Source organism: Paraburkholderia sp. WC7.3g (assembly GCF_050436345.1).
Lineage (GTDB): Bacteria > Pseudomonadota > Gammaproteobacteria > Burkholderiales > Burkholderiaceae > Paraburkholderia > Paraburkholderia podalyriae.
In genome coordinates this window covers 283,654-308,724 of sequence record NZ_JBNDMA010000001.1, presented here as the reverse complement: position 1 = coordinate 308,724, position 25,071 = coordinate 283,654, and the positions used below count along the sequence as shown (strand labels likewise).

Below are 25,071 nucleotides of genomic sequence, written 5' to 3'. Positions count from 1 at the left end.
GCTGGGGTCACGCGCAACGCCAAACCCGCCTGTCGTTGCGACCGGTCACGTTGCCGAAATCCTCGGTCACGTTCCCGAAATCCTCGGTCACGTTGCCGAAATCCTCGGTCACGTTCCCGAAATCGCCGGTCACGATGCCGAAACGGTCGGTCACGTTGGACCGAAATACGCAGTATGCCCGCAATGGACGGCGAAGCTTGCGGGAGGCGAGCGAAGGCGCGTTAGTCTGGCGACGGGGGCAGTCGACAAGGCAGCTATGCCCGCATCAAGCCCGCCGCCGTGTTGATGAACGACGGCTAACAGAGGTGGCGCCGTTGGTTCGGACAGTCAGATCGAATTTATAAGTGGAAGCGCCGGGGTCATCAAGCTGCCGCTTTGATCGCTGGCAGCGTCGCGAAGTATGCCTCATCCGGCGTCTGATCGGACAGACTCGAATGGGGCCGTTTCTGGTTGTAAAGATTCAGGTAATCGCCGATGGAGCGGCGCGCATGGCTGACTGATTCATAGGCTTTCAGATACACCTCTTCATATTTCACGCTGCGCCACACGCGTTCGACGAATACGTTGTCGCGCCAGGCGCCTTTGCCATCCATGGACAGGCGGATGCCCCTGCTGAGCACGGCGTCGGTGAACGCTGTCGCGGTGAACTGGCTGCCCTGGTCGGTGTTGACGATTTCAGGTTGCCCGTATTTCGCAAACGCTTCTTCCAACGCCTCGACAGCGTGCATCGCTTCCATCGTAATCGCCACGCGGTGGGCCAGTACCTTTCGGCTGGCCCAGTCCACCACGGCGGTCAGATAGACGAAGCCGCGCGCCATCGGAATATAGCTCGTATCCAGTGCCCAGACCTGGTTTGCCCGATTGATCGTCATGCCCCGCAACAGATAAGGCCAGATCTTGTGCTTCGCATGACGGCGGCTCGTGTTCGGCTTGCAGTACAGCGCCTCAATGCCCATGCGCTTCATCAGCGTGCCGACGTGTTTGCGCCCGACCCTGACCGTGGAGATGAAACGAATGTTTGCCAAGATCAATTCCTACCAGTGTCACGTCTTGCATGATGGGCCTCTCCACAAAGGAAACCCCTACAGCGTAGTCCGCTCATAGGGTGGGGGTGACCATCTCATTACTCCAGATGCAATTCATTGAGCCGCCGCATCAGCTCCTGATCGGCCTCGCTGACCGGGTGCGGTTGGTAGTAGGCGCTTGAACGGGCAATGCCCACCAGCCGCACCTGCCGGCTCACCGGCAATGCGTGCTCGCGATCAATCATCGCTTTACGCTCAGCAATCCCGCCTTGCCGAGCGCGCTTTCCAAAAAATCGTTCTCCAGAGTCAATTGCCCGATCTTCGCGTGCAACACCTTCACATCGACCGGGGGCTCGGCCGATGTTTGGCCCGTCTCGAACACTTCGGCAACACGCTCCTGCAGTTGCTTCTTCCAGTCCGTGATCTGGTTCGGATGCACATCAAACTGCTGGGCCAGCTCGGCCAGCGTCTTGTCGCCCTTGAGCGCCGCGAGTGCCACCTTTGCCTTGAACGCCGGTGAGTGTGTCCGTCGGTTGCGTTTCGTCATCTTCTGGTTCCTTTGCCGGCCATTATGACCGACTCACGCCCCAGCTTTTCCACTTACCGACCTGTCCGGATTCTCGGCGCCACCTCTGTCGACCTGGTCGCGCTTGACCCACTCGTGCAGTGTCTGCGGTGTGCAGCCGATCATCGGCGCAATCGATTCGACCGCCGCCCACATCGACGGATGTTCGCTACGCTGCTCGCGCACCAGGCGCACTGCGCGCTCTCGGACTTCCGGGGAAAACTTGGTTACCTTCTTGTTCATGGCTCCATTCTCTCAAGAGTTGGAGCCTCCGCCAAACCCGGGGCGGTTCACGATTGATCGATCAGCTCCTTGCAATCGAGTCACACTACAACGACACGACGCCAATCTTGACGCGATCGCGACTCCGATTGCTGAATATACACTCTGCCCACACGAACGGATCGAGCCTCATCGATTGCTCGACGATGACTGCAAGACCGTTGATGTTCCAAGGAAATCAACGGTGTCGCGATGAGCATAGACCTTCATCTCATCGTCCAACTGGAACATCGCACCGCGCGACCTCAGCAAGCAATGCTTCGTCGCGCGCAATGACATTCGGCAGATGCGAGCGCAGGAATTCGACCCACGTGCGCGTCTTTGCGTCGATGAACTTGCGCGACGGATATAGCGCATAAACAGTCGACTTCTGTAGCATATATTCCGGCAACACACGGACCAGCGAGCCATCGCGCAACCCCGAAATGGCCGCGTAAAGCGGTACCATGCCGATGCCCATGCCTTCGCGGATCGCCACGATCAATGATTCGGCGATGTTCACATGCACCGGTCCGTTGACTTCCATCATCTCACTGCCGTTGGGGCCGTCGAGCGTCCATTCATGTGGCGGGAACGCCGGCGTATGCAGGATCAGACATTCGTGACGCGCAAGGTCCGCTGGCTTTTGCGGCGCGCCGTTCGCGCGCACGTAGGCCGGCGATGCGCACAGGATGCTGAACGTCGTCCCCAGCGGGAACGATACGAGGTCCGAATTCGGCAGCGTCGATGCGCCGACCACGGCCACATCGGCGCTGCCCTCGAACAGATCCGGCATGCGCTGCGACAGCGTCAACTCGACGGTCACATCAGGATAAAGCGCGCGATAACGCGAAATGGCCGGCAGAACGTAGTGCTGGCCGATGCTCGCAAAACTATGCATGCGCAGCGCGCCGCTTGGTCGCTCGTGCGCGCAACTGGCTTCTTCTTCCGCGATATCGACGTCCGCGAGGATCTGCTGCGATCGCTTCAGATAGCGCTCGCCGGCAGTGGTCAGCGCAAGCCGACGCGTCGAGCGATTCAGCAGCCGCGTGCGCAGATGTGCTTCGAGCTCCGAGACTGCGCGAGACATCGCGCCGGTCGTTGAATTGAGCGATTGCGCGGCCGCGGTGAAGCTACCGGCTTCAACCACCCGGACGAACACTCGCATATTTTGTAGCGTGTCCATCAAACCTTCTGTTTCATGACCAGGATCATATTTTCCGTCAGTCTCAGAACTCTATTGTTGTCCATTCTGGAACAGATGTTCTGCACCCGTCGTCTTAATGCGCGCATCGCAGGCACCTACAATCGGCGCCTCGCCTGCCCCGGTGTCAGCGATTCTGCCCGGAGCCTCTTTCAGCCACCGCGTGGGGCGCACTGTTTTCAGTAGAAACCCGATCATGCGTTTGAACCGCGGGCGGATTTTTTCGGTCCGCGCGCGGACATGCGGCGACGACTCGGCCGAGCCAAACTCAATCGGGCCATGCGCGATTGGGCCAGCAGCGACGGTATGAACTGGCTGCATCTGTTGAAGACGGTCACCGCCGGTCTGCTCGCGCTGGGCATCGCGATACTGCTCGATCTGCCGCAGCCGCGCATTGCAATGACCGCGGTTTTTGTGTTGATGCAACCGTTCAGCGGCAAGGTGCTTGCCAAGAGCTTTTACCGGATTCTTGGAACAGCAGTAGGGACCGTGGCCGCACTCGTGCTCGGCGGGCTGTTCGTTCAGAAGCCCGAACTGTACATACTCGGTATGATCTTGTGGGTGAGCGCCTGTATTGCTGCGGCGGTCCGGTATCGGCATTTCAGGTGATACGGCTTTGTGCTCGCAGGTTACACCGCCGCGCTGATCGGCATTCCGAACGTCATGGCGCCTCAAGGACTGTTCCTCGCGGCGGTCGCGCGCGCGGCGGAAGTGGCGGTCGGCATCGTGTGTTCGAGTGCGCTCAGCACGTTGCTGCTGCCGCAGAGCTCGAGCCTTGCGCTACGACGTAACCTTCAGGTCAGGTTCGCGATTTTTACCGCGTTCGCTGTCGAGGTGCTCGCACGCGGGCTCGAGCGCAATCGGTTCGAACGGCGTTTCGCGGATTTCGTCGACGAAATCGCCGGCTCCGAAGCAACACGCACGTTCGTCGCGTTCGAAGATCCGGCGATGCGCTCGCGCAGTGCGCATCTCGCGCGTCTGAATTGCGAATTCATGGATGCGTGCACGCGTCTGCACGCACTGCATTAGTTGCTCAAACGGTTGCGAACGAGCCGTGCCGCGCCGATACTCGCGGCCATCGGTCCGTACTTCGACGAACTGGGAGGCTTGGTCCAGGTACAAGCTGCAGCAGGCGTCGAAGCATCGCGCGTAGCTGCTGACCTGCGCCTGTTTCGAGCGAACCTGCCACGCGGGTACGCGAAACCAGGTGGCCACTCGAAGCTGCGTCCAAGGAATCGATTGCAGACTTCGACACGGCGACGCAAATCGAGCCCACATAAAAGCCACCGCACAATCAAACCTTTATGCCGCACCAACCACTTCGCCGTGTTGTTCACGTTCCTGCGCTCGGCGGTCATCATCGGTCATTCTGGTGGCGCGTGGCGCAGTGGAGGTCAACGCACAGACCAACGTTTGGGCCAATCACGGCGAGGCCGCCGCTCGGCCAGTTGGTCGCGATCCAGAACCAACCGGCGATCGATTTGACTTCACAACTGCGCATGCTGCTGACACACCGTTCACGACGACGGCGCGACGCACTTCGCTGGTGCTGCAGACAGTGCATGCCGATCGCGCCCGCCGTCACGATCTGCAGCGCATCTTGAGCCGTCCGCACTTCATTCGTAACGCGTTGCTCGACAAGGACGCGCCGTTCAATCCTCGTTGAGCAATGCTTCGTGGATCTTTCTGCCATATGGAAAGATCCCTTCCAGGCGACCCCGTTTATCCGCGTAGGTGGCGGTCATATAGTTTCGTCACTGCCTCGCAGTACTCGTCACAGTAGTCGTAACCCCTGCAGAATGAGATGAAAGTGTTGAAGATGGTCCTGATTGCGTGTTCTTTGTCCACCGCTGCCGCCGCTTATGCGCAAACCGCGCCGACCGAGCCCGCGCAGCAGGTTGCACAAGTGGATGGTCAGCGCACCGATAAGCTTGCCGCTCGCAAGCACGTGCAAGCACCAAAAGCGAAAGCCGATGAATGCGTTGGCCCGATGAGCTTCTGCAACATCTACTTCGGCAGCTAAGCCCGGTTGCGTCACGCGCAACACCTGTCGCGGACCATGTCACGCGACCCAACACCTGCACGCGACGCCGTCCGATCGAGACGCCGCGACGGGAGCGGCAACCGCCTATTGAGCGAAGCACACCGCAGACGTGCGCACCACTAGACGGAGCTGGCGACTATGGACAGACTTCCTTGCATGTATGAAGACCGCATTCGCTGCGCCGCGCTGCGCGGCAAGATCACCACGGCTGTCGACGCGGCGCTCCTGATTCACGACGGCATGCGCGTTGGCGCAAGCGGTTTTACGCGCGCGGGCGACGCGAAGGCCGTGCCGGTTGCGCTTGCCGAGCGTGCGCGTCAGCTCGGCGAGCCGCTGCGCATCACGTTGATGACGGGCGCCTCGCTCGATCATGACGTTGATCGCATGCTGACCGAAGCGCACGTGCTCGCGCGCCGTCTGCCGTTTCAGGTAGACAAGACGCTGCGCGACGCAATCAATCGCGGCGAAGTGATGTTCGTCGATCAGCATCTATCGGAGACCGTCGAGATGCTGCGCGCGAACCAGCTCGGCAAGCTCGATGTCGCGATCATCGAAGCCGCCGCGATCACGGAGAGCGGCGGTATCGTGCCGACGACGTCGGTCGGGAATTCGGCGAGCTTCGCGATTCTCGCGGACAAGGTCATCGTCGAAATCAATCTTGCGCAGCCGCTCGGGCTCGAAGGCCTGCACGACATCTGGATTCCGGGGCGCCGGCCGCATCGCGAGCCGCTGCCGATCGTGCGCGCGCAGGACCGGGTCGGCACTCCTGCCATCGAGATTCCGCCCGAAAAAATTGCGGCGATCGTGATCACCGACATGGCCGACAGCCCGTCCACGGTGCTGCCCGCGGATCGGGAAACCGTGTCGATCGCCGGTCGCCTGATCGAATTTTTTCAGCACGAAGTAACGCGTGGCCGCATGTCGAAGCAGTTGCCGCCGCTGCAGGCGGGCATCGGTACGATCGCCAACGCGGTACTGGCGGGTTTCGTCGATTCGCCTTTCGATGTGTTCGAAGTTTATTCAGAAGTCCTGCAAGATTCGACCTTCGATCTGATGGACGCCGGTAAGGTCGCGTTCGCATCCGGCGCGTCGATCACGTTGTCGGCCGCTCGGCAGGCGCAGGTATTCGGCGAGATCGGGCGATATCGTGAGCGGCTCGTGCTGCGTCCGCAGGAAGTCAGCAACCATCCCGAAGTGATTCGCCGGCTCGGTCTGATCGCGCTGAATACCGCGCTCGAATTCGATATCTACGGCAACGTCAATTCGACGCATGTGGGCGGCACGCATATGATGAACGGCATCGGCGGGTCGGGCGACTTTGCGCGCAATGCGTCGTGCGCGGTGTTCGCAAGCAAGTCGACCGCGAAGGACGGCCGCATTTCGAGCATCGTGCCGATGGTGCCGCACTGCGATCACAACGAGCACGACGTCGACGTGGTCGTCACCGAGCAGCGGCGTCCGCAATTGCAGCGCTAGAAGTACATGCGACCGGCAACAAAAAAGCGCCAGCGGCACGAGCCCGCTGGCGCTTGATGTCATTGGATGCCGTGCTCAGGACCCTCGTCGCACGAGCCGGATGATAAACAGCAGAATGACCGCACCGATCAACGCGGTGATGATCGAGCCGATCCAGCCGCCGCCGAGCGAGATATGCAGCACGCCGGCGAGCCAGCCGCCGATGAACGCGCCGATGATCCCGACGATGATGTCGACAATCAGGCCGAAGCCGCCGCCCCTGACCAGCACTCCGGCGAGCCAGCCCGCAATCGCGCCGATGATGATCCATGCAATGATGCCGTGTTCCATATTCGAGACTCCATGGTTGAGTGTGAACAAATCACAGTGACAGAGCTTAGTCGAAGGTTATGGGACAGTCCATGTTCAGGACGCGGAATTAACGTTATCTGAATTTGCTGCCAGCTAAGTGTAGACGACGCGTGCGAACAAAGGTGACTTGCGCGCCGCGATTCACTCGGGCGTCGGCTCTGCTTCTCGCGCGGTCCAACTGACGCTGGACACGCTCTTTTCCATGCTCAGGCGACTCGCCATCTGTTCGAGCTTCGATTGATCCTTCGGATGCGTCTTCAGCGTCGCCGTCACGCGAATGCGCCCGGGTTCATCCTCGACATCCTCGCTCGTCAGGCTCTGGAACGACAGCGGCGCCGAGTACATCGAGTTCGATATCGCCGTGCGAATGTGAATCTCGTCGGCTTCGCGGCAAACGATCGTCAACACGTACTCGCGAACGAGATCGGCGTTTGAAACCGGCGTCGAGTTGATCATCCGGCTTACTTCGCGCAGCACGGTGTTGGTCAGCAGCACGACCGCGGTGCCCGCGAGCGCCGGCCCGTAGTGGCCGGCGCCGCTCAACACGCCGACGGCCGCCGAGCACCACAGTGTCGCCGCGGTGTTGATCCCCTGAATCGAGCCTTTGTCACGCATGATGACGCCGCCGCCGAGAAAGCCGACGCCCGACACCACATAGGCGGCGATCTGCGTGATGCCGCTGACGCCGTTGCCGGTCAGCACGCCAAGCGTGACGAACAGGCAGGCGCCGCTCGCGACGAGCGTGATCGTGCGCAGGCCGGCATTGCGCTGGCGCATCTGTCGTTCGAGGCCGATCGCAACGCCGCAAGCAAAAGCGGTCAGAAGCCGCAAGAAGAATTCGAGTGTCATCGTTCAGAAAGGTTGGCGTGCATGCTGCCGCAGCGTGAAGCGTACGCGTGAGACAGTCACGTCGTCTACCTCGGGTACGGTAAAAGCAGGCGGGTGTGTGCGCGGCTCAATACGCGCGCGCACCTATGGCCAGACCGTGCGGCATCGGCGTGACATCGCAGTCATGCTGCGCTTCACCGGCAGTACGGCAATGACAATGAAATGTGGGAGCTGCGCAAAGCCTGGTCAAGCCGCGATCGGCAAGGAGTGTGCTTGCGGGTTTGCTATAGCAATTAATTAATGCGGACTGCCAACGTAGAGTTCAATCCGGTTCACCCGGCACGAGTCTCAAGCGCGTGATTTCAGAAGGCGCACCGAGTCGTTTCGGCGGACCCCAATAGCCGGTGCCGCGACTCGTATAAACCCACAGGCCGTTCAGGCGCGCGAGGCCCGCCGTGAACGGCTGTTGCAGGCGCACGAAGAAATTCCACGGAAAGAACTGCCCGCCGTGCGTATGACCGGACAGCTGCAGCGTGAAGCCGGCCGCCGCGGCCGCTTCGGCCGAGCGCGGCTGATGCGCGAGCAGAACCCTGATCAGCACGTCGCCCGGCGCGCCGGCGAGCGCCGCGACCGGGTCGCTGCGATGCGCGGGGTCATGATGGCCCGCCGAGTAATCGGTGACGCCGGCGATCACGGCGCGCGCGCCGTCATGATCGACGATCACGTGTTCGTTCAGCAGCACCCGCAAGCCGAGCCGGCGAAACTCGGCGATCCACGAGTTCGCTCCGGAGTAGTACTCGTGATTGCCGGTCACGAGGAACGCGCCGTGCCGCGCGGCGAGCCGCGACAGCGGCTGCGTATGCCGGCTCAGCTGCGGCACGCTGCCATCGACGACGTCGCCCGTCACCGCGATCAGATCCGGCTGCAGCCGATTCACCGCGTCGACGATCGCGTCGACATAGCGGCCCTTGATCGTCGGGCCGACGTGGATGTCGCTGATCTGCACGATCGTGAAGCCTTCGAGCGCGGCAGGCAGATCGTCGATCGGCACGTCGATCGTGACGACGCGCGCGCGACGGCGCGCGTTGAACAGGCCGATCAGCGTCGACAGCAGCGCGAGCAGCGGCACCGCCGCCGCCGAGCCGGTGCGCCAATGCGCGATTGCGAGGGTGTTCGGCCAGATCGCGTCGATCGTCAGCAGCGACGCCAGCACGAGGTCGCGCGCGAACGTCAGTACCAGCAGCGACGAGAAGAAGCCCATCGCGAGCAGGCCAACCCATGCGAGCCGATCGCCGAGCGGCTGGCGCTTGAAGCCGCGCGCCATCATGCCGACCGGGATCAGGTAGATCGACAGCAGCAGCCACAGCACGCATAGCCCGCGGCCGGCCGCGTCGATCGGCATGTCGGGAATCAGGCGCAAGCCGACGTAGAGATGCAGCAGGACGCCAATCAGGATGATGCGGAACAGAAACGATGAACGTCGCATAAAGAGGATCGTGGCGGGAAGGAAGCCAAAGGGGCCGACATCGGCGACAGCGCGGCGGCGATCGGTTGGCGGGCAATGCATGCGTTCGCGATGATTGGCGAACGCGGCGAGTCATTCTACCGGCATGCTTCGTCCCCTGCTGTGGCCGCAAAATTCGTGCTCTCGCACCGCACGACACGCGGGCCGGAAGGCGCCGGAACGAGCCACGAGCGGGGTACGCCCGTGGCAGGCGCGATCCGTGCTTGGAACAAGCACATAGGGCCGCGCGCCACGCGATTCAATGCCTATGCAAGCGAATTAAATGGGCTTTGAATTGTAATCCTGCGTGGAGTATGCTTGACACAGGCCAGCTTGTTGCCGGGCCCGCGCAGCGGCGGTTCGGCCTCGTCTGGTTCTGTCGCCGGGAAAGATAGGGCGGATAGGGCGGGGGGAGACACACCATGAAACTGCTCAAATCGGGTCACCAGTTGCATCACGCGCACGACGTGCATCATGTTCATCATGAGCATCATGTCGGACGCGAGGGCAGCCATGTGATGCTGCCGCTCGTCGGCATCTCGCTGATGGCGATCGCGCTCTACATCGGCGTTCGCAACATCGATTTCTCCGAGCTCGGCAAAAGCGCGCTGTTCGACATCGTGATGGTGTGCGTCGCGCTCGGCATCGCGGGCCTGTTCGGTGTGGTCGGCGCGTGGCTGCGCTCGAATGGCGACGAGGCCGAAGAGGGTTTCTGCTTCTTCGGCGCGCTGATCGGCACCGTGGTGTTTTACATCGCGGTGCTGATCTGACGCGATTCGATCCGCCGCGTGGCGCGACACTCGCGCCATTCATCATCAACGCACCGTCACGCCATTCGCGCCGCTTCGTCGAACGAAAAACGCGGGCTGCGCGCAAACAGCTTCGACGGATCGCCGTAGCCAAGATTGATCAGGAAGTTCGACTTCACCGTCGTGCCCGCAAAGAACGCTTCGTCGACCTTGGCCTGATCGAAGCCCGACATCGGCCCGGTGTCGAGACCGAGCGCACGCGCCGCGAGAATCAGATAGCCGCCTTGCAGCGTCGAATTGCGAAACGCCGTGTCCGCGATCAACCGCTCGTTGCCGACGAACCAGCTGCGCGCATCCGCATGGGGAAAGAGTTTCGGCAGACGCTCGTAGAAGGCCATGTCCATGCCGACTATCACCGTGACGGGCGCGGCCATGGTTTTCTCGAGATTGCCAGCCGACAACGCCGGGCGCAGTTTCTCCTTGCCCTCCGGCGTCCTGACGAACACGAAGCGGCCCGGACTCGAATTGGCCGAGGTGGGGCCGAGCAGTACCAGCTCGGTCAGCTCGCGCAGCAGGGCCTCGTCGATCGGCTTGTTCTGCCAGTCGTTGTGCGTCCGCGCGTCGCGAAACAGCTGCGCGAGCGCCTGATCGGAAAGTGTCATGAAAGTGGTCTTTTGCGAAAGAAGAAAGGGAACGCGGAGAGCCGCGTCGAATGACAGAGCAACGCGCGTGAATCAGCGGGTGTGCCGTTGTCGTCATAATAGCCAGGGTTTTTACTCGTCCGCTTGCATCCAGGCATTCCCATGACCTCCGATCTTTTCAACGACCTGCCGACGCCCGACGTCGACTGGTATCCCGACTGGCTCGCACCGGCCGACGCCGAGCGCCTGCTCGCCCGCCTGATCGACGAGGTGCAATGGCGCCAGGAGATGATCGGCACACCCGCCGGCCGCGTTGCACTGCCGCGTCTGACCGCCTGGCAGGGCGAGCGGGACGCGGTGTACGTCTACTCGGGCATCCGCAACGTGCCGCAAGTGTGGACGCCCGCCGTCGCGGAGCTGAAGTCCGCTGTCGAGGCGACCAGCGGCGCGCGTTTTAACAGCGTGCTGCTGAATCGTTACCGCAGCGGCGCCGACAGCATGGGCTGGCACGCGGACCGCGAGCCCGAACTCGGCGGCCAGCCGTTGATCGCGTCGGTGAGCCTCGGCGTCGCGCGCAGGTTCGATCTACGGCACAACCGCAGCGGTGTCGTGCAATCGTTCTCGCTGAAGGGCGGCAGCCTGCTCGTGATGAAGGGCGACACTCAGGCGCAGTGGCGTCATCGGGTGCCGAAGGAGCCGCGCGTGAGTGGCGAGCGCATCAATCTGACGTTTCGCTGGGTCACGCCGAGGGTCACGCCAACGTGACGCAGCGACCCGCGATGCCCTGACCACCGCGTTATATCAAAATTGGTATCGACGGCGCGAATCATGTGATTGGACGGTTAACGCCTCGCACAGTACGCTACATCACGATCCATGCGCCGTGAGGGCCACGAGGGCCGGGCCGATCGCTGGGTCGTCTACACAACAACGATTGGAGACTGTCATGGCGAATACACGACGTGCCGCGTGTCGCGCTCTGGGCGCGCTCGCGCTTTCCGCGAGTCTCGGGGCGCTGACGCTGGCCACACCTGGCGCGCATGCCGAGGATAAACAGATTACGCTCGGTTTTGCGCAGGTCGGCGCGGAAAGCGCATGGCGCACTGCGAATACCGAATCGGTGAAGTCGGCGGCGACTGACGCCGGTATCAAACTCAAATTCTCCGATGCGCAGCAAAAGCAGGAAAACCAGATCAAGGCGATCCGCTCGTATATCGCGCAGAAGGTCGACGTGATCGCGTTCTCGCCGGTCGTCGAATCGGGCTGGGAACCGGTGCTGCTCGAAGCCAAAGCCGCGAAGATTCCGGTGATCCTGACCGACCGCAACATCGACGTGAAGGACACGTCGTTGTACGTGACGATGATCGGCTCGGACTTCCTCGAGGAAGGCCGGCGCGGCGGCAAATGGCTCGCAGACCACTACAAGGACGACAAAGGCCCGGTCAATATCGCCGAGCTGCAGGGCACGGTCGGCTCCGCGCCGGCCAACGACCGCCACTCGGGTCTGATCGAAGTGATCAAGAACGATCCGAAGTTCAAGGTCATCGCGTCGCAAAGCGGCGACTTCACGCTCGCCGGCGGCAAGCAGGTGATGGAAGCGTTCATCAAGACCTACGGTAACAAGATCAACGTCGTCTATGCTCATAACGACGACATGGCGCTCGGCGCGATCCAGGCGATGGAAGAAGCCGGCATGCATCCGGGTAAGGACATCGTCGTGGTTTCGTTCGACGCAACCAAGGGCGGCTTCCAGGCGATGGCCGCGGGCAAGATGAACGTGGACGTCGAGTGCAGCCCGCTGCTCGGACCGCAACTGATGTCGGCGGTCAAGGACGTGATGGCCGGCAAGCCGCTGCCCAAGCGCATCCTGACTCAGGAGACGGTCTTCCCGATGAGCGTGGCCGCGCAAACTCTGCCGTCGCGTAAGTACTGACGCGGCGCGCAACGACGCCGCGGCACCGTTCGCGCGAGTGCCGCGGCATGTGCGGTGTTCAGGCGCCGGGGCCAACGGGCCCACGGCGCGAAGGAGACGTGCAGTACGGACGCATCGAACAGGTTTCTCCAGTGGTGCCTGACCGCCCGGGCTGCTCGCTTCTGCAGCGGGCGGTCTCTTTTCAGGAGCATGCGCCCTCGGGGCATGCCGCTGGAGCCTGCCGAACCATGCATAGCCGATCGAGCGAGGTCCATGACCCATTCCGCTACCGAACCGAATCAGCCGGACCAGCCGAAACGCGGCGCGCCGGGCGCGCAAAGCCGACAGAATGACATCAGCGCGCGCGAACCGATTCTGGCGACCTCCGGCGTCAGCAAGACATTTCCGGGTGTGAAGGCGCTGCAACACGTCGACTTCCGCCTGCTTCCCGGCGAGGTCCATACGCTGATGGGCCAGAACGGCGCCGGCAAATCCACGTTGATCAACGTGCTCACAGGCGTGCTCGCACCCGATGCAGGCACGATCCGCCTCGGCGGCGAGGTGGTCGCGTTCGGCTCGCCGCAGGAAGCCGAGGCGGCCGGCGTGCGCACGCTCTACCAGGAAGTGAACCTGTGCCCGAATCTGTCGGTCGCGGAGAATATCTTCGCGGGGCGGCAGCCGCGCCGCTTCGGCGCGATCGACTGGGCCGACATCAAGCGGCGCGCACAGGAAGCGCTCGCGCGCCTCGACGTCTCGCTCGACGTCACGCGCTCGCTCGACGCCTATCCGATCGCCGTGCAACAGATGGTCGCGATCGCGCGAGCCTTGTCCGTCGATGCGCGTGTGCTGATTCTCGACGAGCCGACTTCGAGCCTCGACGACGGCGAAGTCGCGCAGCTTTTCAAAATACTTCGACATCTTAAGCAATCGGGCATTGCGATTCTGTTCGTCACGCATTTCATCGAGCAGACCTATGCGATCTCCGATCGCATCACGGTGATGCGCAACGGCGAGCGCGAAGGCGAATATCTCGCGCGCGATCTGTCCGCGGATCAGCTGGTCGCGAAGATGGTCGGTCACGAGCGCATGAGCGCGCGTCTGCGCGAAGCGGCGCACGAAGGGCAGGCCGCCGATGACCTGCAGGACATCGAGCAGGACCACGCGGACGCAACCGACGCCGCGGCCGCGCGGCCGTTCGTCGAGCTGCGCGGCGTCGGCCGCCGCGGCACGTTGCAGCCGATCGATCTCGAAGTGCAGGCCGGCAAGATTCTCGGCCTCGCGGGTCTGCTCGGCTCGGGCCGCACCGAAACCGCGCGGCTTCTGTTCGGCGCGGATCGCGCGGACAGCGGCACGATCCTCGTCGAGGGGCGCGTCGTGCGGCTGCGCACGCCGCACGACGCGGTGCGCCACGGCATCGGCTATTGCGCGGAAGACCGCAAGAAGGAAGGCATCGTCGCCGAGCTGTCGATTCGCGAAAACATCTTGCTTGCGTTGCAGGCGCGGCGTGGCTGGTGGCGCAAGATCAGCCGGCAACGCGCGCGCGAGCTCGCCGATCTGTGGATCGAGCGGCTCGGCATCAAGGCGTCCGACGCCGAGCAGCCCATCGGGCTGCTGTCGGGCGGCAACCAGCAGAAGGCGCTGCTCGCGCGCTGGCTCGCGACCGATCCCAAACTGCTGATTCTCGACGAGCCGACCCGCGGCATCGACGTCGCCGCGAAGTTCGACATCATGGACCGGTTGCTCGCGCTGTGCGCGAACGGCCTCTCCATCCTGTTCATCTCGTCGGAGATCAGCGAGGTGCTGCGCGTGAGCCACCGCGTCGCGGTGCTGCGTGATCGCCGCAAGATCGCCGAGGTGGCCGGCAAGGCATCGAACGAAGACAACATCTACCGACTCATCGCAGGGAGCGGCGAATGAAGCTATCGAACTGGTTCGCGCGCGACGGGGTCGAGCGTCCGCTGCTGTGGCCATGCCTGACGCTCGTGTTGCTGTGCGGACTGAACCTCGCGGTCAATCCGCATTTTCTCGCGCTGCGCATGCTCGACGGCCATCTGTTCGGTGCGCCGATCGACATCCTGAATCGCGCGGCGCCGCTCGTGCTCGTCGCGATCGGCATGACGCTCGTGATCGCGACGCGCGGCATCGATATTTCGGTCGGCGCGGTGGTCGCGATCGCGGGCGCCGCGGCCGCGACGATACTGGCGACCGAAGCCGTGCCGAGCGGTGCGCTGATCGCGCAGGCGCTCGTGGCCGCGCTCGTCGTCGGCGTATTGAGCGGCATGTGGAACGGGCTGCTCGTCGCGTTCGTCGGCATGCAGCCGATCATCGCGACGCTGATTCTGATGGTCGCGGGCCGTGGCATCGCGCAACTGCTGACCGCCGGGCAGATCATCCCGATCGGCGCGCCCGGCTATCTGTTCGTCGGTGGCGGCTACTGGCTCGGCGTGCCGTGCTCGGTATGGATCGCGACCGTAGCCGTGCTGGCGACCGCCGCCCTGGTGGAGGGCACGGCGCTCGGTCTGTTCATTCGTGCGATCGGTGTGAACCCGGTTGCGACGCGGCTGGTCGGCTTGCGCTCGAAGGCGATCGTGTTCGCGGTGTACGGCTTCTCGGGCTTGACCGCGGCGCTGGCCGGCATCCTGATCAGCTCGAACGTGCGAAGTGCGGACGGCAACAATGCCGGCCTGCTGCTCGAACTCGACGCGATTCTCGCCGTGACGCTCGGCGGCACGTCGCTGCTCGGCGGCCGCTTCAGTTTCGCGGGCACGGTGCTCGGCGCGCTGATCATCCAGACGCTGACGTACACCACGTATTCGATCGGCGTGCCGCCGGAAGCGACGCTCGTCGTCAAGGCGGCCGTCGTGCTCGCGGTCAGCGTGATCCAGTCGCCAGCGGCGCGCGCGCTCGCGGTGTCGTTCGGCGCGTCGCTCGTCAGATCGCGCGGGGTGGCACGATGACGCGCGTTCTCGAAGCACTCGCCCGCGTGGTCGATCCGCGCACGCTGCCGATCGCGGTGACGGTCCTGCTGTTCTGCGCGCTGTTCGGCTTTGGTTCGGTGATGTACACCGGGTTCTTCTCGTGGCAGGTGTTGCTCGATCTGCTCGTCGATAACGCGTTCCTGCTGATCGTCGCGATCGGCATGACGTTCGTGATCGTGTCGGGCGGCATCGATCTGTCGGTGGGCTCGATCGTCGCGCTGACGACGATCGTCGAAGCGGTGCTATCCGAGCACATGCACGTGTCGGTCTGGCTCATCATTCCGATCGTGCTATTGATGGGCACCGTATTCGGCGCCGTGCAGGGCGCGCTGATTCATTACTTCCGCCTGCAGGCGTTCATCGTGACGCTGGCGGGGATGTTCTTCGCGCGTGGCCTGTGCTTTCTGATCACGACGCAGTCGATCACGATCACCGATCCGACGTTCAAGGCGATCTCCGCGTTTCGTCTCAATGTCGGCGTCGGTTCGGTATCGGCGAACGTGCTGATCGCGCTCGCGACGCTTGCGGCCGCGATCTATGTCGCCCATTTCACGCGCTTCGGACGCAACGTGTATGCGGTCGGCGGCAACCCGCGCTCGGCGCTGCTGATGGGGCTGCCGGTCGCGCGCACGCGGGTCGGCGTCTATGCGTTGAGCGGCTTCTGCTCGGCGCTCGGTGGCGCGGTGTTCACGTTCTACGTGCTGTCGGGCTATGGGCTGCAAGGACAGGGCATGGAACTCGATGCGATTGCAGCGACGGTGATCGGCGGCACGCTGCTGACCGGCGGCGTCGGATATGTGGTCGGTTCGCTGTTCGGTGTCGGCATTCTCGGCACGATTCAGACGCTGATCACGTTCGACGGCACGCTCAGTTCGTGGTGGACGCGGATCGTGATCGGCGCGCTGCTGTGCGCGTTCTGTTTGCTGCAACGGTTGATCGAGCGGCACGCCAGGTCGGTGCGTCGGCCGGGTGGCACCAACGCGGTCACGACGACGGGGCATGGGCACGTGCGTGACGAGACGTCGACGTCGACGACGGCGGCGGCGTCGGATTCGCAGGTGTTGGGCAGGGCGCCGGGATAACGCCTGTCCATCAGATAGCCAATGCCAACCGAGCCGATCGCGCCGCTGATCTGGAACGTCGACGTGCCGATGAGCACGTTTCTGTTCGTGTGACCTATTATCAGAAGGAGTTGTGCGCAGTGCGACTGCGGTTGCGATGCTGCTCGTCCGGAACAGCCTCGGTGAAACGCCAGAAGACAGCCCACGCCGCGTTCCGGTAGCCCGGACAGCAATCCGCGAATCGTGCAACTGATTGCAGATGTCGTGGAGAAACAGCGATGGTTCGCACGGAAATACTCGACGCGGTGCGGGCGTACACCGATCCGTTCCGCGTCACGAGCGGCAACGATTTCTTCCTGAAGAATTTCGATCCCGGCGACACGCTGGGATTGAAAATGCATAAGGAAGAGGCGCTGCAACTTCTGCAGCGCGGTTCGAAATGGCTCGCGATGGAGCAGGAAATCCTCTACGCGCAGGATTCCTGGTCCGTGCTGCTGGTGTTCCAGGCCATGGACGCGGCGGGAAAGGACGGGACGATCAAGCACGTGATGTCGCGCGTCAATCCGCAGGGGTGCGATGTCATCTCGTTCAAGCAGCCGTCGGCTGAGGAACTCTCTCATGACTTCCTTTGGCGCTATGGCAGGAAAGTGCCTGAGCGCGGGCACATCGGTATTTTTAACCGCTCCTACTATGAGGAGGTGCTGGTGGTGCGCGTGCATCAGCATCTGCTCGATGCGCAGAGGATCCCGCCGGCACGGCTCGGCGACAACCTATGGGACGAGCGGCTCGCCGACATCGCGCGGTTCGAAGACTATCTCACGCGCCAGGGCGTGGTCATCCTGAAGTTCTATCTGAACCTGTCGTACGGGGAGCAGAAGAAGCGATTCATGGAGCGCCTTCACAATCCCGACAAGCACTGGAAGTTTTCCGCATCTGACGTTCGCGAGCGTCGATACTGGAACGACTACATGCACGCCTATGAAGCGGCCATCCGCGCGACGGCTTGCGAAGCGGCTCCGTGGTTCGTCGTGCCCGCCGACAACAAACCATTCACGCGCCTCGTCGTCGCGGCCGCGATCGTCGAGGCCGTCGAGAAGCTCGACCTCGAATATCCGAAACCTACGCAAGGGCAGATGAAGGATCTCGCCGCGGCGAGGGCGGAGCTCGACGCCGAAGCGGTGGACGGCACGACACCCGATCAATCCGGGGGCGATCCAGGCCATTGAGAGCGGCCCCCTGACCCGAAAACACTGGAACCGGGAGAGACGAGGATGAGCTCAGTTGACAGTGCGACGCCGTGGCATGCGATACCGGCCGGTGACATCGAGCGGCAGTTCAACGTCGATTCCGCGCAGGGCCTCGATGCAACGGAAGCGGCCGGGCGGCTGGCCACCTATGGGCCGAACCGCCTGCCGCAAGGCAAGAAGAAGGGGCCGGTCGCACGATTCCTGATGCAGCTCCACAACATTCTGATCTACGTGCTGCTCGCGGCCGGTTTCGTCAAGTTCCTGTTGGGCCTTTGGCTCGATGGCTCGGTCATTCTGGCCGTCGTCATCCTCAACTCGCTGCTCGGCTTCCTGCAGGAAGGACGCGCCGAGAAGGCGCTCGACTCGATTCGCAACATGCTGTCCGCCGAGGCGCGCGTTTTGCGTGGCGCAGAGGTTCGCCTGATCCCCGCCGAGGAACTCGTTCCTGGCGACATCGTGCTACTGGAATCGGGCGACAAGATCCCGGCGGACATGCGTCTCGTCGACGCAAGGAACCTGCGCACCGAAGAAGCGGCCCTCACTGGCGAATCCGTCCCGGCCGAGAAGAGCACGGCTCAGGTACCGGCCAAGGCCACGGTCGGCGACCGCGAGAACATGGCGTTCTGCGGCACGATGGTCTTGTCGGGCCGGGCAACCGGCGTCGTGGTGGCGACCGGAAGCCAGACCGAACTCGGCCGGATCAACCAGATGCTCGCCGAAGTCAGCGCGCTCGAGACGCCGCTGCTGCGCCAGATCAAGAAATTCGGCTACGTGATCACGGCAGTGATCGCCTGGGTCAGCGTGCTGCTGTTCTCGTGGGGTCACTGGCTCGGCCACATGACTTTCGTCGAGCTGTTCCAGGCCATCGTGGGGATTGCCGTGTCGGTGATCCCGGAAGGGCTGCCCGCGCTCATCACCATCACGCTTGCTATCGGCGTGCAGCGCATGGCCCGGCGCAACGCCATTATTCGCCGCCTGCCGGCGGTCGAGACGCTGGGCGCCGTCTCGCGCATCTGCTCGGACAAGACGGGCACGCTGACGCTGATGGAGATGATGGTGACCTCCGTCGTGACGGCGGAAGCGGCCTACGCCGTCACGGGCGACGGCTACGCCAGCGAGGGACAGGTCAGCGCCGATGGCAAGCCGCTCGGCGCCGCGCCGGACGTGCTGAAGCTGATGGGCCGCGTGTCGCTGTTGTGCAACGACGCGGAGCTCTTCGAGGAAGACGGAAAATGGAAAGTGGAGGGTGACCCGACCGAGGGTGCGCTCTATCCGTTCGCCGCCAAGCTCGGTATGGACCGGGCCGCCGAGACCGCCGCCGGTCCGAGGATCGACGCGATTCCCTTCGAGTCCGAGCACAAGTTCATGGCGACGCTGAACCGTTCGGCGGACGGCGAGATGCTGCTGGTCAAGGGCGCGCCAGAGGTGATCCTCGACCATTGCGACCGGCAGCAAACGGCGCAAGGTCCAGCGCCGCTCGATCGCGAGCATTTCGCCACGGAGGGCGACCGGCTCGCCGCGCAAGGCGAGCGCGTGCTCGGACTGGCGTGGCTGTCGGACCCGGGCCTCCGTACGGGCGGCCTGGGGCCGCAGGACCTGCCGCGGACCCTCGTGCTGCTCGGCCTCGTGGGCCTGATGGACCCGCCGCGCAAAGAGGCGATCGATGCCGTGCGCGAATGCCACGGCGGAGGCATCCGCGTCACGATGATTACGGGCGACCACAAGATCACGGCGGCGGCGATCGCACGCATGCTTGGCATCGGCGACGGCAAGACGGCCGTGTCCGGCACCGAGATCGAGGCGATGAACGATGCGGCGCTGATGGAATGCGTGCGCGGCGTCGACGTCTTCGCCCGCGCCAGCCCCGAGCACAAGCTGCGGCTCGTCAAGGCGATCCAGGCGAATCGGCAGATCGTCGCGATGACGGGCGACGGCGTCAACGATGCGCCGGCGCTCAAGAAGGCGGACATCGGTGTGGCAATGGGGATCAAGGGCACCGAGGTGACCAAGGAGGCGGCAGGGATGATCCTCACCGACGACAATTTCGCGTCGATCTCCGCGGCGGTGAAGGAGGGGCGCACGGTCTACAACAACATCGAGAAGGCGATGCTGTTCATGTTGCCGACCAATGTCGCGCAAGGCGCGGTGATCGCGGTGGCGATCCTGTTCGGATTCACGCTGCCGATCACGGCCCCGCAGATCCTGTGGGTCAACATGATTACATCCGTGGCGCTCGGCCTGACCATTTCGTTCGAGCCACACGAGGCAGACGTGATGAGCCGTTCGCCCCGAGCAATCGACCGGCCGATCGTCACGCGCTTCGGCATCTGGCGCATCCTCTTCGTGGGCGCGGCGCTCGTGCTTTATACGCTATCGACTTTCTTCTGGATGAAGGGGCAAGGGGCGTCGGATCCGATGGCGCGCACGGCCGCGGTCAACGCCATTACGCTCGGCCAGGTGTTCTATCTGCTCAACATCCGCTATCTGCTCGACTCGTCGCTGTCGGTGCGCGCCCATCTGGGCAATCGCTATCTGTGGTACGGAATAGCCGGTGTCGTGGTCTTGCAGCTTCTGTTCACCTATACGCTACCGTTCAATGCCATCTTCGACACCGAGGCTCTGCCCCTGTCGGCGTGGGCGTGGCTCGTCGCTGGTGGCGTGCTGTTTTTCTTCGTGGTGGAAATAGAGAAGCTCGTCTTTCGACTGACCCCCGCATTGAGAGGATTCGTGACTTCGCAACAGGAGGGCGCGGCCTTGCGCAATGATCCCGCGAGATAGGCCGCCCGGGGGGCGCCTGCTACATCTCATGCACGCGGCGGAGGATGAAAAACAGATTAGCCGACACCGCATTGACGATCGGTATCCGCTCGAAAGGCCGGTTCAGCTTCATGCCTATATTGGCAAGTGCGTTAAGCGCTCCGCCTCCCTTTATACCTTTTGCGAAAGTGGGAAAGACCTGATGATAGCCGCATTCCTCGAGAACGAACCCCGACCTGAGAAACAGGCGCTTAGCGTCGCTGAGGCTGTACAGCCGATTATGGCCGGTGTACTTCTTCATGACTCGGCATGCGTTTTCGGTGACCGATAAGCGGTTAGGTAAAAATGTGATGATCAGCAAACCGTCGTCCTTCAGCACGCGCCAAAGCTCATCGAGGCTCTTCTGTTCGCGGGCCACGTGCTCGAGCACACCGCTTCCAATCACCACATCGAATTGATTGTCTTCGTAGGGCAGCAGAAATTCATGATCGAGCGATGCGAAAGATAGTCCGGCGTACTGATAGAACTCCGCGAATTGCCCATCCTCGCAGATGTCACAGCCATATATGTCGATGTCACGGTAGAGCGTGCGGAGCATGCATGAATCTGGGGCGTGCCTGCATCCCCAGTCGAGCACCTTCATCCCACGCTTGATATACGGTGCGTAAATTTCGAACGCGCGCACGTGGCGATCAAGACTCGCGTCGTTGGCAATGACAGATTGCACATAGTCCACGTATTCACCGTCGCTACGATGTGCAATGTAGTCCTCGCAAAGCTTGGCATAAGCCGTCCTGACCTGCTGCAATTCATTGCTCGGGATCGTTTCAGTGTCGATGGGTTTATGCATTTCTCCCTCATATCAGTGCGGGGCCATGCTGAGACCTGCGCAACTCGTTTCCGGAGTACCGGCTCTCGCTACCCTGTGACATCGGGTTGCGAATTTCGCGGGACGTTGACGACTCCGGGTATGGGCGCTGATGGACTGCCTTTGGCGAGACCTGCGGCATCAATTACCTGGAAAAGCCGCGATAGTGAACGGGTTCAAGTTTTCAAGCATAGCAGTTGATTTTGTCAAAACCGGTCGGGGAATCTCTACATTTCGCGCCTTATTCTGATGGTTTTGCGCCTTGACGTGCAGGCACGTGGTCAACGCCCATGCTGCCGGTCGATATCGATCCCTGTCCGGTGCGATCCGAGCGTAGCCGTCACCGCGCAGTGCGCAGGCAGCGGCACGTCGATGCATGTGCGACCTCGGCGAGCGAGCCCTTCTTACTGCCCCATAGCCCGACATTCCTTCGCGCAGTTCCGACAGGCTTCTGCGCATTGCTTGCAGTGTTCGTGCCGGTGCTTTTCGCACTCAGCGGCGCAGGCGTTGCAGATCGACGCGCACAACGAACAAATATCCTTCGCGCGACTACTGCCTCGAGCCATGACGGCGGAAGCCAGACGGCAAATGTCTGCGCAGTCCATGTCTGACTTGATGCATTCGGCCATATGTGCAACGTCCTGTTCCGAAAGGCATGCCGTTGCGCAATGATCGCAAGCGGCAGCGCAGGCGTCACAAGCCCGTATGCAAGATTGATGCTCCTGGTGTTCCATTGATCCTCCGTCAGTGATGCAGCACTGGTGTGCCGGTTCGCAGACTCCCGCACGATGCATACCCGCAAACCGAACTGCCTCCGCTAACGGGCGTCCAACTGGTGCAATCGGCCACCTGCGGTCATCCATCGGCCGTAGACGCCGGACATTCGATGGGCTGTAGCGGTGTCGATAACGGACATTCCTGGTGAGTGCGGATCGCATAGGAACGCGCGTCCACATCGGAGAACAGCCTGTTTGAGCCGCCTCATGCGCCGTTCGCGACCGCCTGCACGTCGCGCGCATACTGCGTGGGCGGCCGACCGACGTGCCGCGTGAAGGCGACGCTGAAGGTGCTGGCTGAACTGTAGCCGACGCGCTGCGCAATCTCGGCGATGCGGCCTTCATGACGACGCAGCAGGTCCTTCGCGAGTGCCATGCGCCAGGCGAGCAAATATTCCATCGGCGCGATGCCGACCGTGCGACTGAAGCGCTCGAAAAAGGCCGAGCGCGAGAGTGCGGCCTCCTTCGCGAGTTCAGCAACGGTCCAGGCGCGTGTCGGATGTTCGTGCATCCCGCGGATCGCGGCCGCGAGGCGGCCATCGGAAAGCCCGCGCACCAGGCCCGGCGACGCATTAGTCTGTGCCGCGGACCGCAGCGCTTCGATGAGCAGCACTTCCAGCAGTCGTGCGAGCACGACCTCGCGCGCGGGCCGCTGCTCCCGTGTTTCCTCTCGCACCAGTTGCACGAGCGTGGCCAGCCGCTGTTCGCCGCGCACATGCACGAGTTGCGGGAGCAGCGAGACCAGCAGCGATGCATCCGGTGAGCCGAAACTGCAGTGGCCGGCCACCATGCGCGCGTCGATGGGGCGATCGGGGTCGCCGATTCTGAACTCGCCGTCGCCCAGCGCGGCGGGCGGCCGCGTCTCGACGCCCGGCGATGGCGGCTCGAGGCTCGACATCGCTACGCCGTAAGCCGCCGGAATCAGGACAAAGTCGCCTGACAGGAGCTCGATGGCCTCATGTCCGTCGATCGCGATGCGGCAGCCGCCCTCGAGAATCACGCAATAGAACGGCTGGCCGGCGACCGAGCGGCTAATGTGCCAGGGACTCGCGCCGTGGACGAGCTTGGAGAACCGGGCGCCCGGCTGCAGCAGCGTCACGACTTCGGCCAACGGGTCAATCATTGCCGGACTCCTGCAAATGAAATTCGGATGATCGATTGTAGCAAGTACGGCCTTGGCGATTTATCGTACGGACACACGCCCTACAGGAGTCCCCATGAAAACCGTACTGATCACCGGCTGCTCTTCCGGATTCGGCCTCGAGATCGCCCGTTACTTCCTCGCGCGCGACTGGCACGTCATCGCCACAATGCGCGTGCCGCGCGCGGATGTACTGCCGCCCGCCGACGGTCTGCGCGTGCTTGCGCTCGACATCACGGACCCGGACAGCATTCGCGCGACTGTCGAGGCCGCAGGGCCGATCGACGTCCTCGTCAACAACGCGGGGTTCGGCGCGGCGTCCCCCGCCGAGCTAACCCCGATCGCCACGGTACGCGAAATTTTTGAAACCAACGCCTTCGGCACGATCGCATTGACGCAAGCGGTGCTGCCGCAATTCCGCCAGCGCAGGGCCGGTGTGATCGTGAACGTCACGTCGAGCGTGACGCTGAAGGCCCTGCCCCTGATTGCCGCATACCGTGCGAGCAAGGCGGCGGTGAACGCATTCACCGAATCGATGGCGCTGGAACTCGAGCAGTTCGGCGTACGGGTGCGGCTGGTGCTGCCGGGACGTGCGCCTGATACCCGCTTCGGAGACAACGCGCGCGCCCACATGCATGGCCTCGACCACGAAGCCTATGCGGACCTTGTCAAGGACGTTTTCGCGCGGATGCTGGATGCGTCTGCCCCGACCACCCGGGCGCAGGACGTCGCCGAAGCGGTGTGGCGCGCAGCGACCGATCCGTCGGCGCCGATGCGCCTCCCGGCCGGCGCCGATGCCCAAGCCTGGGCGGCCGAGACTCACTAACCAGCCAGCGGCATCGCGCTGAGCTGAACTGAAAAACGGAACCGGCTTTTGCGCGCTGAAGCGCAACACCACAAGGAGATTGCCATGCAGGACAAACCCGTCGCCCTGGTCACCGGGGCCAATCAAGGCATCGGCCTTCAGATCGCCAAGGATCTCGCGGCACACGGCTTCACTGTGCTGGTCGGGTCGCGCAATCTCGAACGCGGCCAGGCTGCGGCCAAGGAGGTGGGGCCGGACGGCCACGCGCTCCAGCTCGACGTGACGGATCAGGCTTCGGTCACAGCCGCGGCGGAGCGCGTAAGCAACGCCTTCGGCCGCCTCGACGTGCTGATCCAGAACGCCGCCATTTCGAACACGAAAAAGCGATCCGATCAGTCCGTCGAGGAGTACGCGAAGACGACTCGCCCGAGCAACGTGTCCCTCGATGAGATGCGCGCGGTGTGGGACACCAACGTGTTCGGCGTGCTCGCCGTTTATCAGGCGATGCTGCCTCTTCTGCGCGCGACGCCGGGCGCCCGCATCGTCAACGTGTCGAGCGGCGTTGGGTCGCTAACGACGAACTCGGACCCGGCCTTCGCCTACCGTGCGATCTTCGGCCCCGTCTATCCGGCGTCCAAAACGGCTCTCAACGCCTTGACGGTCGCCATGGCGGTCGAGCTGGAACCGGACGGGATCAAGGTCAACGCGGTCTCCCCGGGCTTTACCAAAACGAACCTCAACGGCTATTTGGGCACCGAGTCCGTCGAGGAAGGCGCTCGCGAAGCGGTGCGCGTCGCGCTGCTGGGCCCGGACAGCCCAACAGGCACGTTCACGCGCTGGGAGAATGAAACGATCCCGTGGTGAGGGAGGCTGTTGTC

General features: G+C 63.0%; 24 protein-coding genes and 3 pseudogenes. 13 read left to right on the top strand and 14 right to left on the bottom strand.

Going from position 1 to position 25,071, the window contains the following annotated elements:
* Positions 1–7: 7 nt before the first annotated feature.
* The 7 genes and pseudogenes from OKW43_RS01500 to OKW43_RS01470 form a co-directional block, all read right to left on the bottom strand.
* Entirely contained in the window at positions 8–154 is a 147-nt protein-coding gene (locus OKW43_RS01500) for a hypothetical protein (protein ID WP_429444762.1), read from the bottom strand.
* A gap of 208 nt (positions 155–362) precedes the next feature.
* Positions 363–995: pseudogene (locus OKW43_RS01495) on the bottom strand (IS3 family transposase); the annotation flags it as partial.
* A 128-nt stretch (positions 996–1,123) separates the two neighbouring features.
* Positions 1,124–1,270 (bottom strand): hypothetical protein, encoded by a 147-nt coding sequence (locus OKW43_RS01490; protein ID WP_429444760.1) that lies wholly within the window; start codon positions 1,268–1,270, stop codon positions 1,124–1,126.
* Entirely contained in the window at positions 1,267–1,572 is a 306-nt protein-coding gene (locus OKW43_RS01485; RefSeq protein ID WP_429444758.1) for a transposase, read from the bottom strand. Before OKW43_RS01485 ends, OKW43_RS01490 begins: the two co-directional genes overlap by 4 nt.
* 81 nt (positions 1,573–1,653) lie before the next feature.
* A pseudogene (locus OKW43_RS01480) lies at positions 1,654–1,833 on the bottom strand (IS3 family transposase); the annotation flags it as partial.
* Positions 1,834–1,918: 85 nt separating this feature from the next.
* On the bottom strand, positions 1,919–2,038 hold the full coding sequence (gene tnpB / locus OKW43_RS01475) for an IS66 family insertion sequence element accessory protein TnpB (protein ID WP_429447291.1): 120 nt from the start codon (positions 2,036–2,038) through the stop codon (positions 1,919–1,921).
* Positions 2,039–2,083: 45 nt separating this feature from the next.
* Positions 2,084–3,037: a LysR family transcriptional regulator gene (locus OKW43_RS01470; protein WP_187638932.1), complete on the bottom strand. Its 954-nt coding sequence runs from the start codon at positions 3,035–3,037 to the stop codon at positions 2,084–2,086.
* A gap of 258 nt (positions 3,038–3,295) precedes the next feature.
* Here OKW43_RS01470 and OKW43_RS01465 point away from each other — a divergent pair.
* The 3 genes and pseudogenes from OKW43_RS01465 to OKW43_RS01455 all read left to right on the top strand — a co-directional run.
* A pseudogene (locus OKW43_RS01465) lies at positions 3,296–4,162 on the top strand (FUSC family protein); the annotation flags it as partial.
* 697 nt (positions 4,163–4,859) lie between these two features.
* The gene (locus OKW43_RS01460) at positions 4,860–5,078 is read left to right on the top strand and encodes a hypothetical protein (protein ID WP_429444755.1); all 219 of its coding nucleotides are present in this window, start codon (positions 4,860–4,862) and stop codon (positions 5,076–5,078) included.
* Between the two features lie 177 nt (positions 5,079–5,255).
* Positions 5,256–6,575 carry an acetyl-CoA hydrolase/transferase C-terminal domain-containing protein gene (locus OKW43_RS01455; protein WP_429447289.1) on the top strand — a complete coding sequence of 440 codons (1,320 nt, stop codon included), beginning with the start codon at positions 5,256–5,258 and terminating at the stop codon, positions 6,573–6,575.
* Between the two features lie 75 nt (positions 6,576–6,650).
* Here the strand turns inward: OKW43_RS01455 and OKW43_RS01450 are convergent, their stop codons facing one another.
* The 3 genes from OKW43_RS01450 to OKW43_RS01440 all read right to left on the bottom strand — a co-directional run bounded on the left by OKW43_RS01450 (position 6,651) and on the right by OKW43_RS01440 (position 9,240).
* Positions 6,651–6,905 (bottom strand): GlsB/YeaQ/YmgE family stress response membrane protein, encoded by a 255-nt coding sequence (locus OKW43_RS01450; protein ID WP_018420763.1) that lies wholly within the window; start codon positions 6,903–6,905, stop codon positions 6,651–6,653.
* A gap of 162 nt (positions 6,906–7,067) precedes the next feature.
* The gene (locus OKW43_RS01445) at positions 7,068–7,775 is read right to left on the bottom strand and encodes an MgtC/SapB family protein (protein ID WP_187638934.1); all 708 of its coding nucleotides are present in this window, start codon (positions 7,773–7,775) and stop codon (positions 7,068–7,070) included.
* 301 nt (positions 7,776–8,076) lie between these two features.
* Positions 8,077–9,240 (bottom strand): metallophosphoesterase, encoded by a 1,164-nt coding sequence (locus OKW43_RS01440; RefSeq protein ID WP_429444753.1) that lies wholly within the window; start codon positions 9,238–9,240, stop codon positions 8,077–8,079.
* Between the two features lie 440 nt (positions 9,241–9,680).
* Between OKW43_RS01440 and OKW43_RS01435 the strand changes: the two genes are divergently transcribed.
* A complete protein-coding gene (locus OKW43_RS01435; RefSeq protein WP_429444751.1) occupies positions 9,681–10,028 on the top strand; it encodes a hypothetical protein in 348 nt (115 codons plus the stop codon).
* Positions 10,029–10,084: 56 nt separating this feature from the next.
* Here the strand turns inward: OKW43_RS01435 and OKW43_RS01430 are convergent, their stop codons facing one another.
* Positions 10,085–10,669: a malonic semialdehyde reductase gene (locus tag OKW43_RS01430; RefSeq protein ID WP_429444749.1), complete on the bottom strand. Its 585-nt coding sequence runs from the start codon at positions 10,667–10,669 to the stop codon at positions 10,085–10,087.
* A gap of 141 nt (positions 10,670–10,810) precedes the next feature.
* Here OKW43_RS01430 and OKW43_RS01425 point away from each other — a divergent pair, with 141 nt between their 5' ends.
* The 7 genes from OKW43_RS01425 (at position 10,811) to OKW43_RS01395 (ending at position 20,624) form a co-directional block, all read left to right on the top strand.
* Positions 10,811–11,413 carry an alpha-ketoglutarate-dependent dioxygenase AlkB family protein gene (locus tag OKW43_RS01425; protein ID WP_429444747.1) on the top strand — a complete coding sequence of 201 codons (603 nt, stop codon included), beginning with the start codon at positions 10,811–10,813 and terminating at the stop codon, positions 11,411–11,413.
* Positions 11,414–11,594: 181 nt separating this feature from the next.
* Complete coding sequence (locus OKW43_RS01420; protein WP_187638939.1) at positions 11,595–12,581, top strand: ABC transporter substrate-binding protein; 987 nt, start codon at positions 11,595–11,597, stop codon at positions 12,579–12,581.
* Positions 12,582–12,833: 252 nt separating this feature from the next.
* Positions 12,834–14,477 carry a sugar ABC transporter ATP-binding protein gene (locus OKW43_RS01415; RefSeq protein ID WP_429444745.1) on the top strand — a complete coding sequence of 548 codons (1,644 nt, stop codon included), beginning with the start codon at positions 12,834–12,836 and terminating at the stop codon, positions 14,475–14,477.
* Positions 14,474–15,517, top strand: coding sequence for an ABC transporter permease (locus OKW43_RS01410; RefSeq protein WP_187638941.1), 1,044 nt, complete (start codon positions 14,474–14,476; stop codon positions 15,515–15,517). The genes OKW43_RS01415 and OKW43_RS01410 overlap by 4 nt, the downstream gene beginning before the upstream one ends.
* Positions 15,514–16,620 (top strand): galactofuranose ABC transporter, permease protein YjfF, encoded by a 1,107-nt coding sequence (gene yjfF, locus OKW43_RS01405; protein WP_429444743.1) that lies wholly within the window; start codon positions 15,514–15,516, stop codon positions 16,618–16,620. The genes OKW43_RS01410 and yjfF overlap by 4 nt, the downstream gene beginning before the upstream one ends.
* Positions 16,621–16,877: 257 nt before the next feature.
* Entirely contained in the window at positions 16,878–17,825 is a 948-nt protein-coding gene (locus tag OKW43_RS01400) for a polyphosphate kinase 2 family protein (protein WP_429444741.1), read from the top strand.
* Positions 17,826–17,870: 45 nt separating this feature from the next.
* Positions 17,871–20,624: an HAD-IC family P-type ATPase gene (locus tag OKW43_RS01395; RefSeq protein WP_429444739.1), complete on the top strand. Its 2,754-nt coding sequence runs from the start codon at positions 17,871–17,873 to the stop codon at positions 20,622–20,624.
* A gap of 19 nt (positions 20,625–20,643) precedes the next feature.
* Here the strand turns inward: OKW43_RS01395 and OKW43_RS01390 are convergent, their stop codons facing one another.
* From OKW43_RS01390 to OKW43_RS01380, 3 genes are all read right to left on the bottom strand, one after another.
* A complete protein-coding gene (locus tag OKW43_RS01390) occupies positions 20,644–21,453 on the bottom strand; it encodes a class I SAM-dependent methyltransferase (protein ID WP_429444737.1) in 810 nt (269 codons plus the stop codon).
* A gap of 422 nt (positions 21,454–21,875) precedes the next feature.
* Positions 21,876–22,205, bottom strand: coding sequence for a four-helix bundle copper-binding protein (locus tag OKW43_RS01385; protein ID WP_187638946.1), 330 nt, complete (start codon positions 22,203–22,205; stop codon positions 21,876–21,878).
* 247 nt (positions 22,206–22,452) lie between these two features.
* Positions 22,453–23,370: an AraC family transcriptional regulator gene (locus OKW43_RS01380; RefSeq protein WP_429444735.1), complete on the bottom strand. Its 918-nt coding sequence runs from the start codon at positions 23,368–23,370 to the stop codon at positions 22,453–22,455.
* 94 nt (positions 23,371–23,464) lie between these two features.
* Here OKW43_RS01380 and OKW43_RS01375 point away from each other — a divergent pair, with 94 nt between their 5' ends.
* Complete coding sequence (locus OKW43_RS01375) at positions 23,465–24,214, top strand: SDR family oxidoreductase (RefSeq protein ID WP_429444733.1); 750 nt, start codon at positions 23,465–23,467, stop codon at positions 24,212–24,214.
* Positions 24,215–24,298: 84 nt separating this feature from the next.
* On the top strand, positions 24,299–25,057 hold the full coding sequence (locus tag OKW43_RS01370) for an SDR family oxidoreductase (RefSeq protein WP_429444731.1): 759 nt from the start codon (positions 24,299–24,301) through the stop codon (positions 25,055–25,057).
* The last annotated feature ends 14 nt before the right edge of the window (positions 25,058–25,071 follow it).

Bases quoted from the DNA above. Each gene is read 5' to 3' on its own strand.
- OKW43_RS01410 (WP_187638941.1), top strand. From the start codon at position 14,474: ATGAAGCTATCGAACTGGTTCGCGCGCGACGGGGTCGAGCGTCCGCTG.
- OKW43_RS01455 (WP_429447289.1), top strand. From the start codon at position 5,256: ATGTATGAAGACCGCATTCGCTGCGCCGCGCTGCGCGGCAAGATCACC.
- OKW43_RS01395 (WP_429444739.1), top strand. From the start codon at position 17,871: ATGAGCTCAGTTGACAGTGCGACGCCGTGGCATGCGATACCGGCCGGT.
- OKW43_RS01450 (WP_018420763.1), bottom strand. From the start codon at position 6,905: ATGGAACACGGCATCATTGCATGGATCATCATCGGCGCGATTGCGGGC.
- OKW43_RS01380 (WP_429444735.1), bottom strand. From the start codon at position 23,370: ATGATTGACCCGTTGGCCGAAGTCGTGACGCTGCTGCAGCCGGGCGCC.
- OKW43_RS01490 (WP_429444760.1), bottom strand. From the start codon at position 1,270: ATGATTGATCGCGAGCACGCATTGCCGGTGAGCCGGCAGGTGCGGCTG.
- yjfF (WP_429444743.1), top strand. From the start codon at position 15,514: ATGACGCGCGTTCTCGAAGCACTCGCCCGCGTGGTCGATCCGCGCACG.
- OKW43_RS01430 (WP_429444749.1), bottom strand. From the start codon at position 10,669: ATGACACTTTCCGATCAGGCGCTCGCGCAGCTGTTTCGCGACGCGCGG.
- OKW43_RS01375 (WP_429444733.1), top strand. From the start codon at position 23,465: ATGAAAACCGTACTGATCACCGGCTGCTCTTCCGGATTCGGCCTCGAG.
- OKW43_RS01370 (WP_429444731.1), top strand. From the start codon at position 24,299: ATGCAGGACAAACCCGTCGCCCTGGTCACCGGGGCCAATCAAGGCATC.
- OKW43_RS01390 (WP_429444737.1), bottom strand. From the start codon at position 21,453: ATGCATAAACCCATCGACACTGAAACGATCCCGAGCAATGAATTGCAG.
- OKW43_RS01420 (WP_187638939.1), top strand. From the start codon at position 11,595: ATGGCGAATACACGACGTGCCGCGTGTCGCGCTCTGGGCGCGCTCGCG.
- OKW43_RS01400 (WP_429444741.1), top strand. From the start codon at position 16,878: ATGGTTCGCACGGAAATACTCGACGCGGTGCGGGCGTACACCGATCCG.
- OKW43_RS01435 (WP_429444751.1), top strand. From the start codon at position 9,681: ATGAAACTGCTCAAATCGGGTCACCAGTTGCATCACGCGCACGACGTG.
- OKW43_RS01385 (WP_187638946.1), bottom strand. From the start codon at position 22,205: ATGGAACACCAGGAGCATCAATCTTGCATACGGGCTTGTGACGCCTGC.
- OKW43_RS01460 (WP_429444755.1), top strand. From the start codon at position 4,860: ATGAAAGTGTTGAAGATGGTCCTGATTGCGTGTTCTTTGTCCACCGCT.
- OKW43_RS01470 (WP_187638932.1), bottom strand. From the start codon at position 3,037: ATGGACACGCTACAAAATATGCGAGTGTTCGTCCGGGTGGTTGAAGCC.
- OKW43_RS01485 (WP_429444758.1), bottom strand. From the start codon at position 1,572: ATGACGAAACGCAACCGACGGACACACTCACCGGCGTTCAAGGCAAAG.
- OKW43_RS01440 (WP_429444753.1), bottom strand. From the start codon at position 9,240: ATGCGACGTTCATCGTTTCTGTTCCGCATCATCCTGATTGGCGTCCTG.
- OKW43_RS01445 (WP_187638934.1), bottom strand. From the start codon at position 7,775: ATGACACTCGAATTCTTCTTGCGGCTTCTGACCGCTTTTGCTTGCGGC.
- OKW43_RS01415 (WP_429444745.1), top strand. From the start codon at position 12,834: ATGACCCATTCCGCTACCGAACCGAATCAGCCGGACCAGCCGAAACGC.
- OKW43_RS01425 (WP_429444747.1), top strand. From the start codon at position 10,811: ATGACCTCCGATCTTTTCAACGACCTGCCGACGCCCGACGTCGACTGG.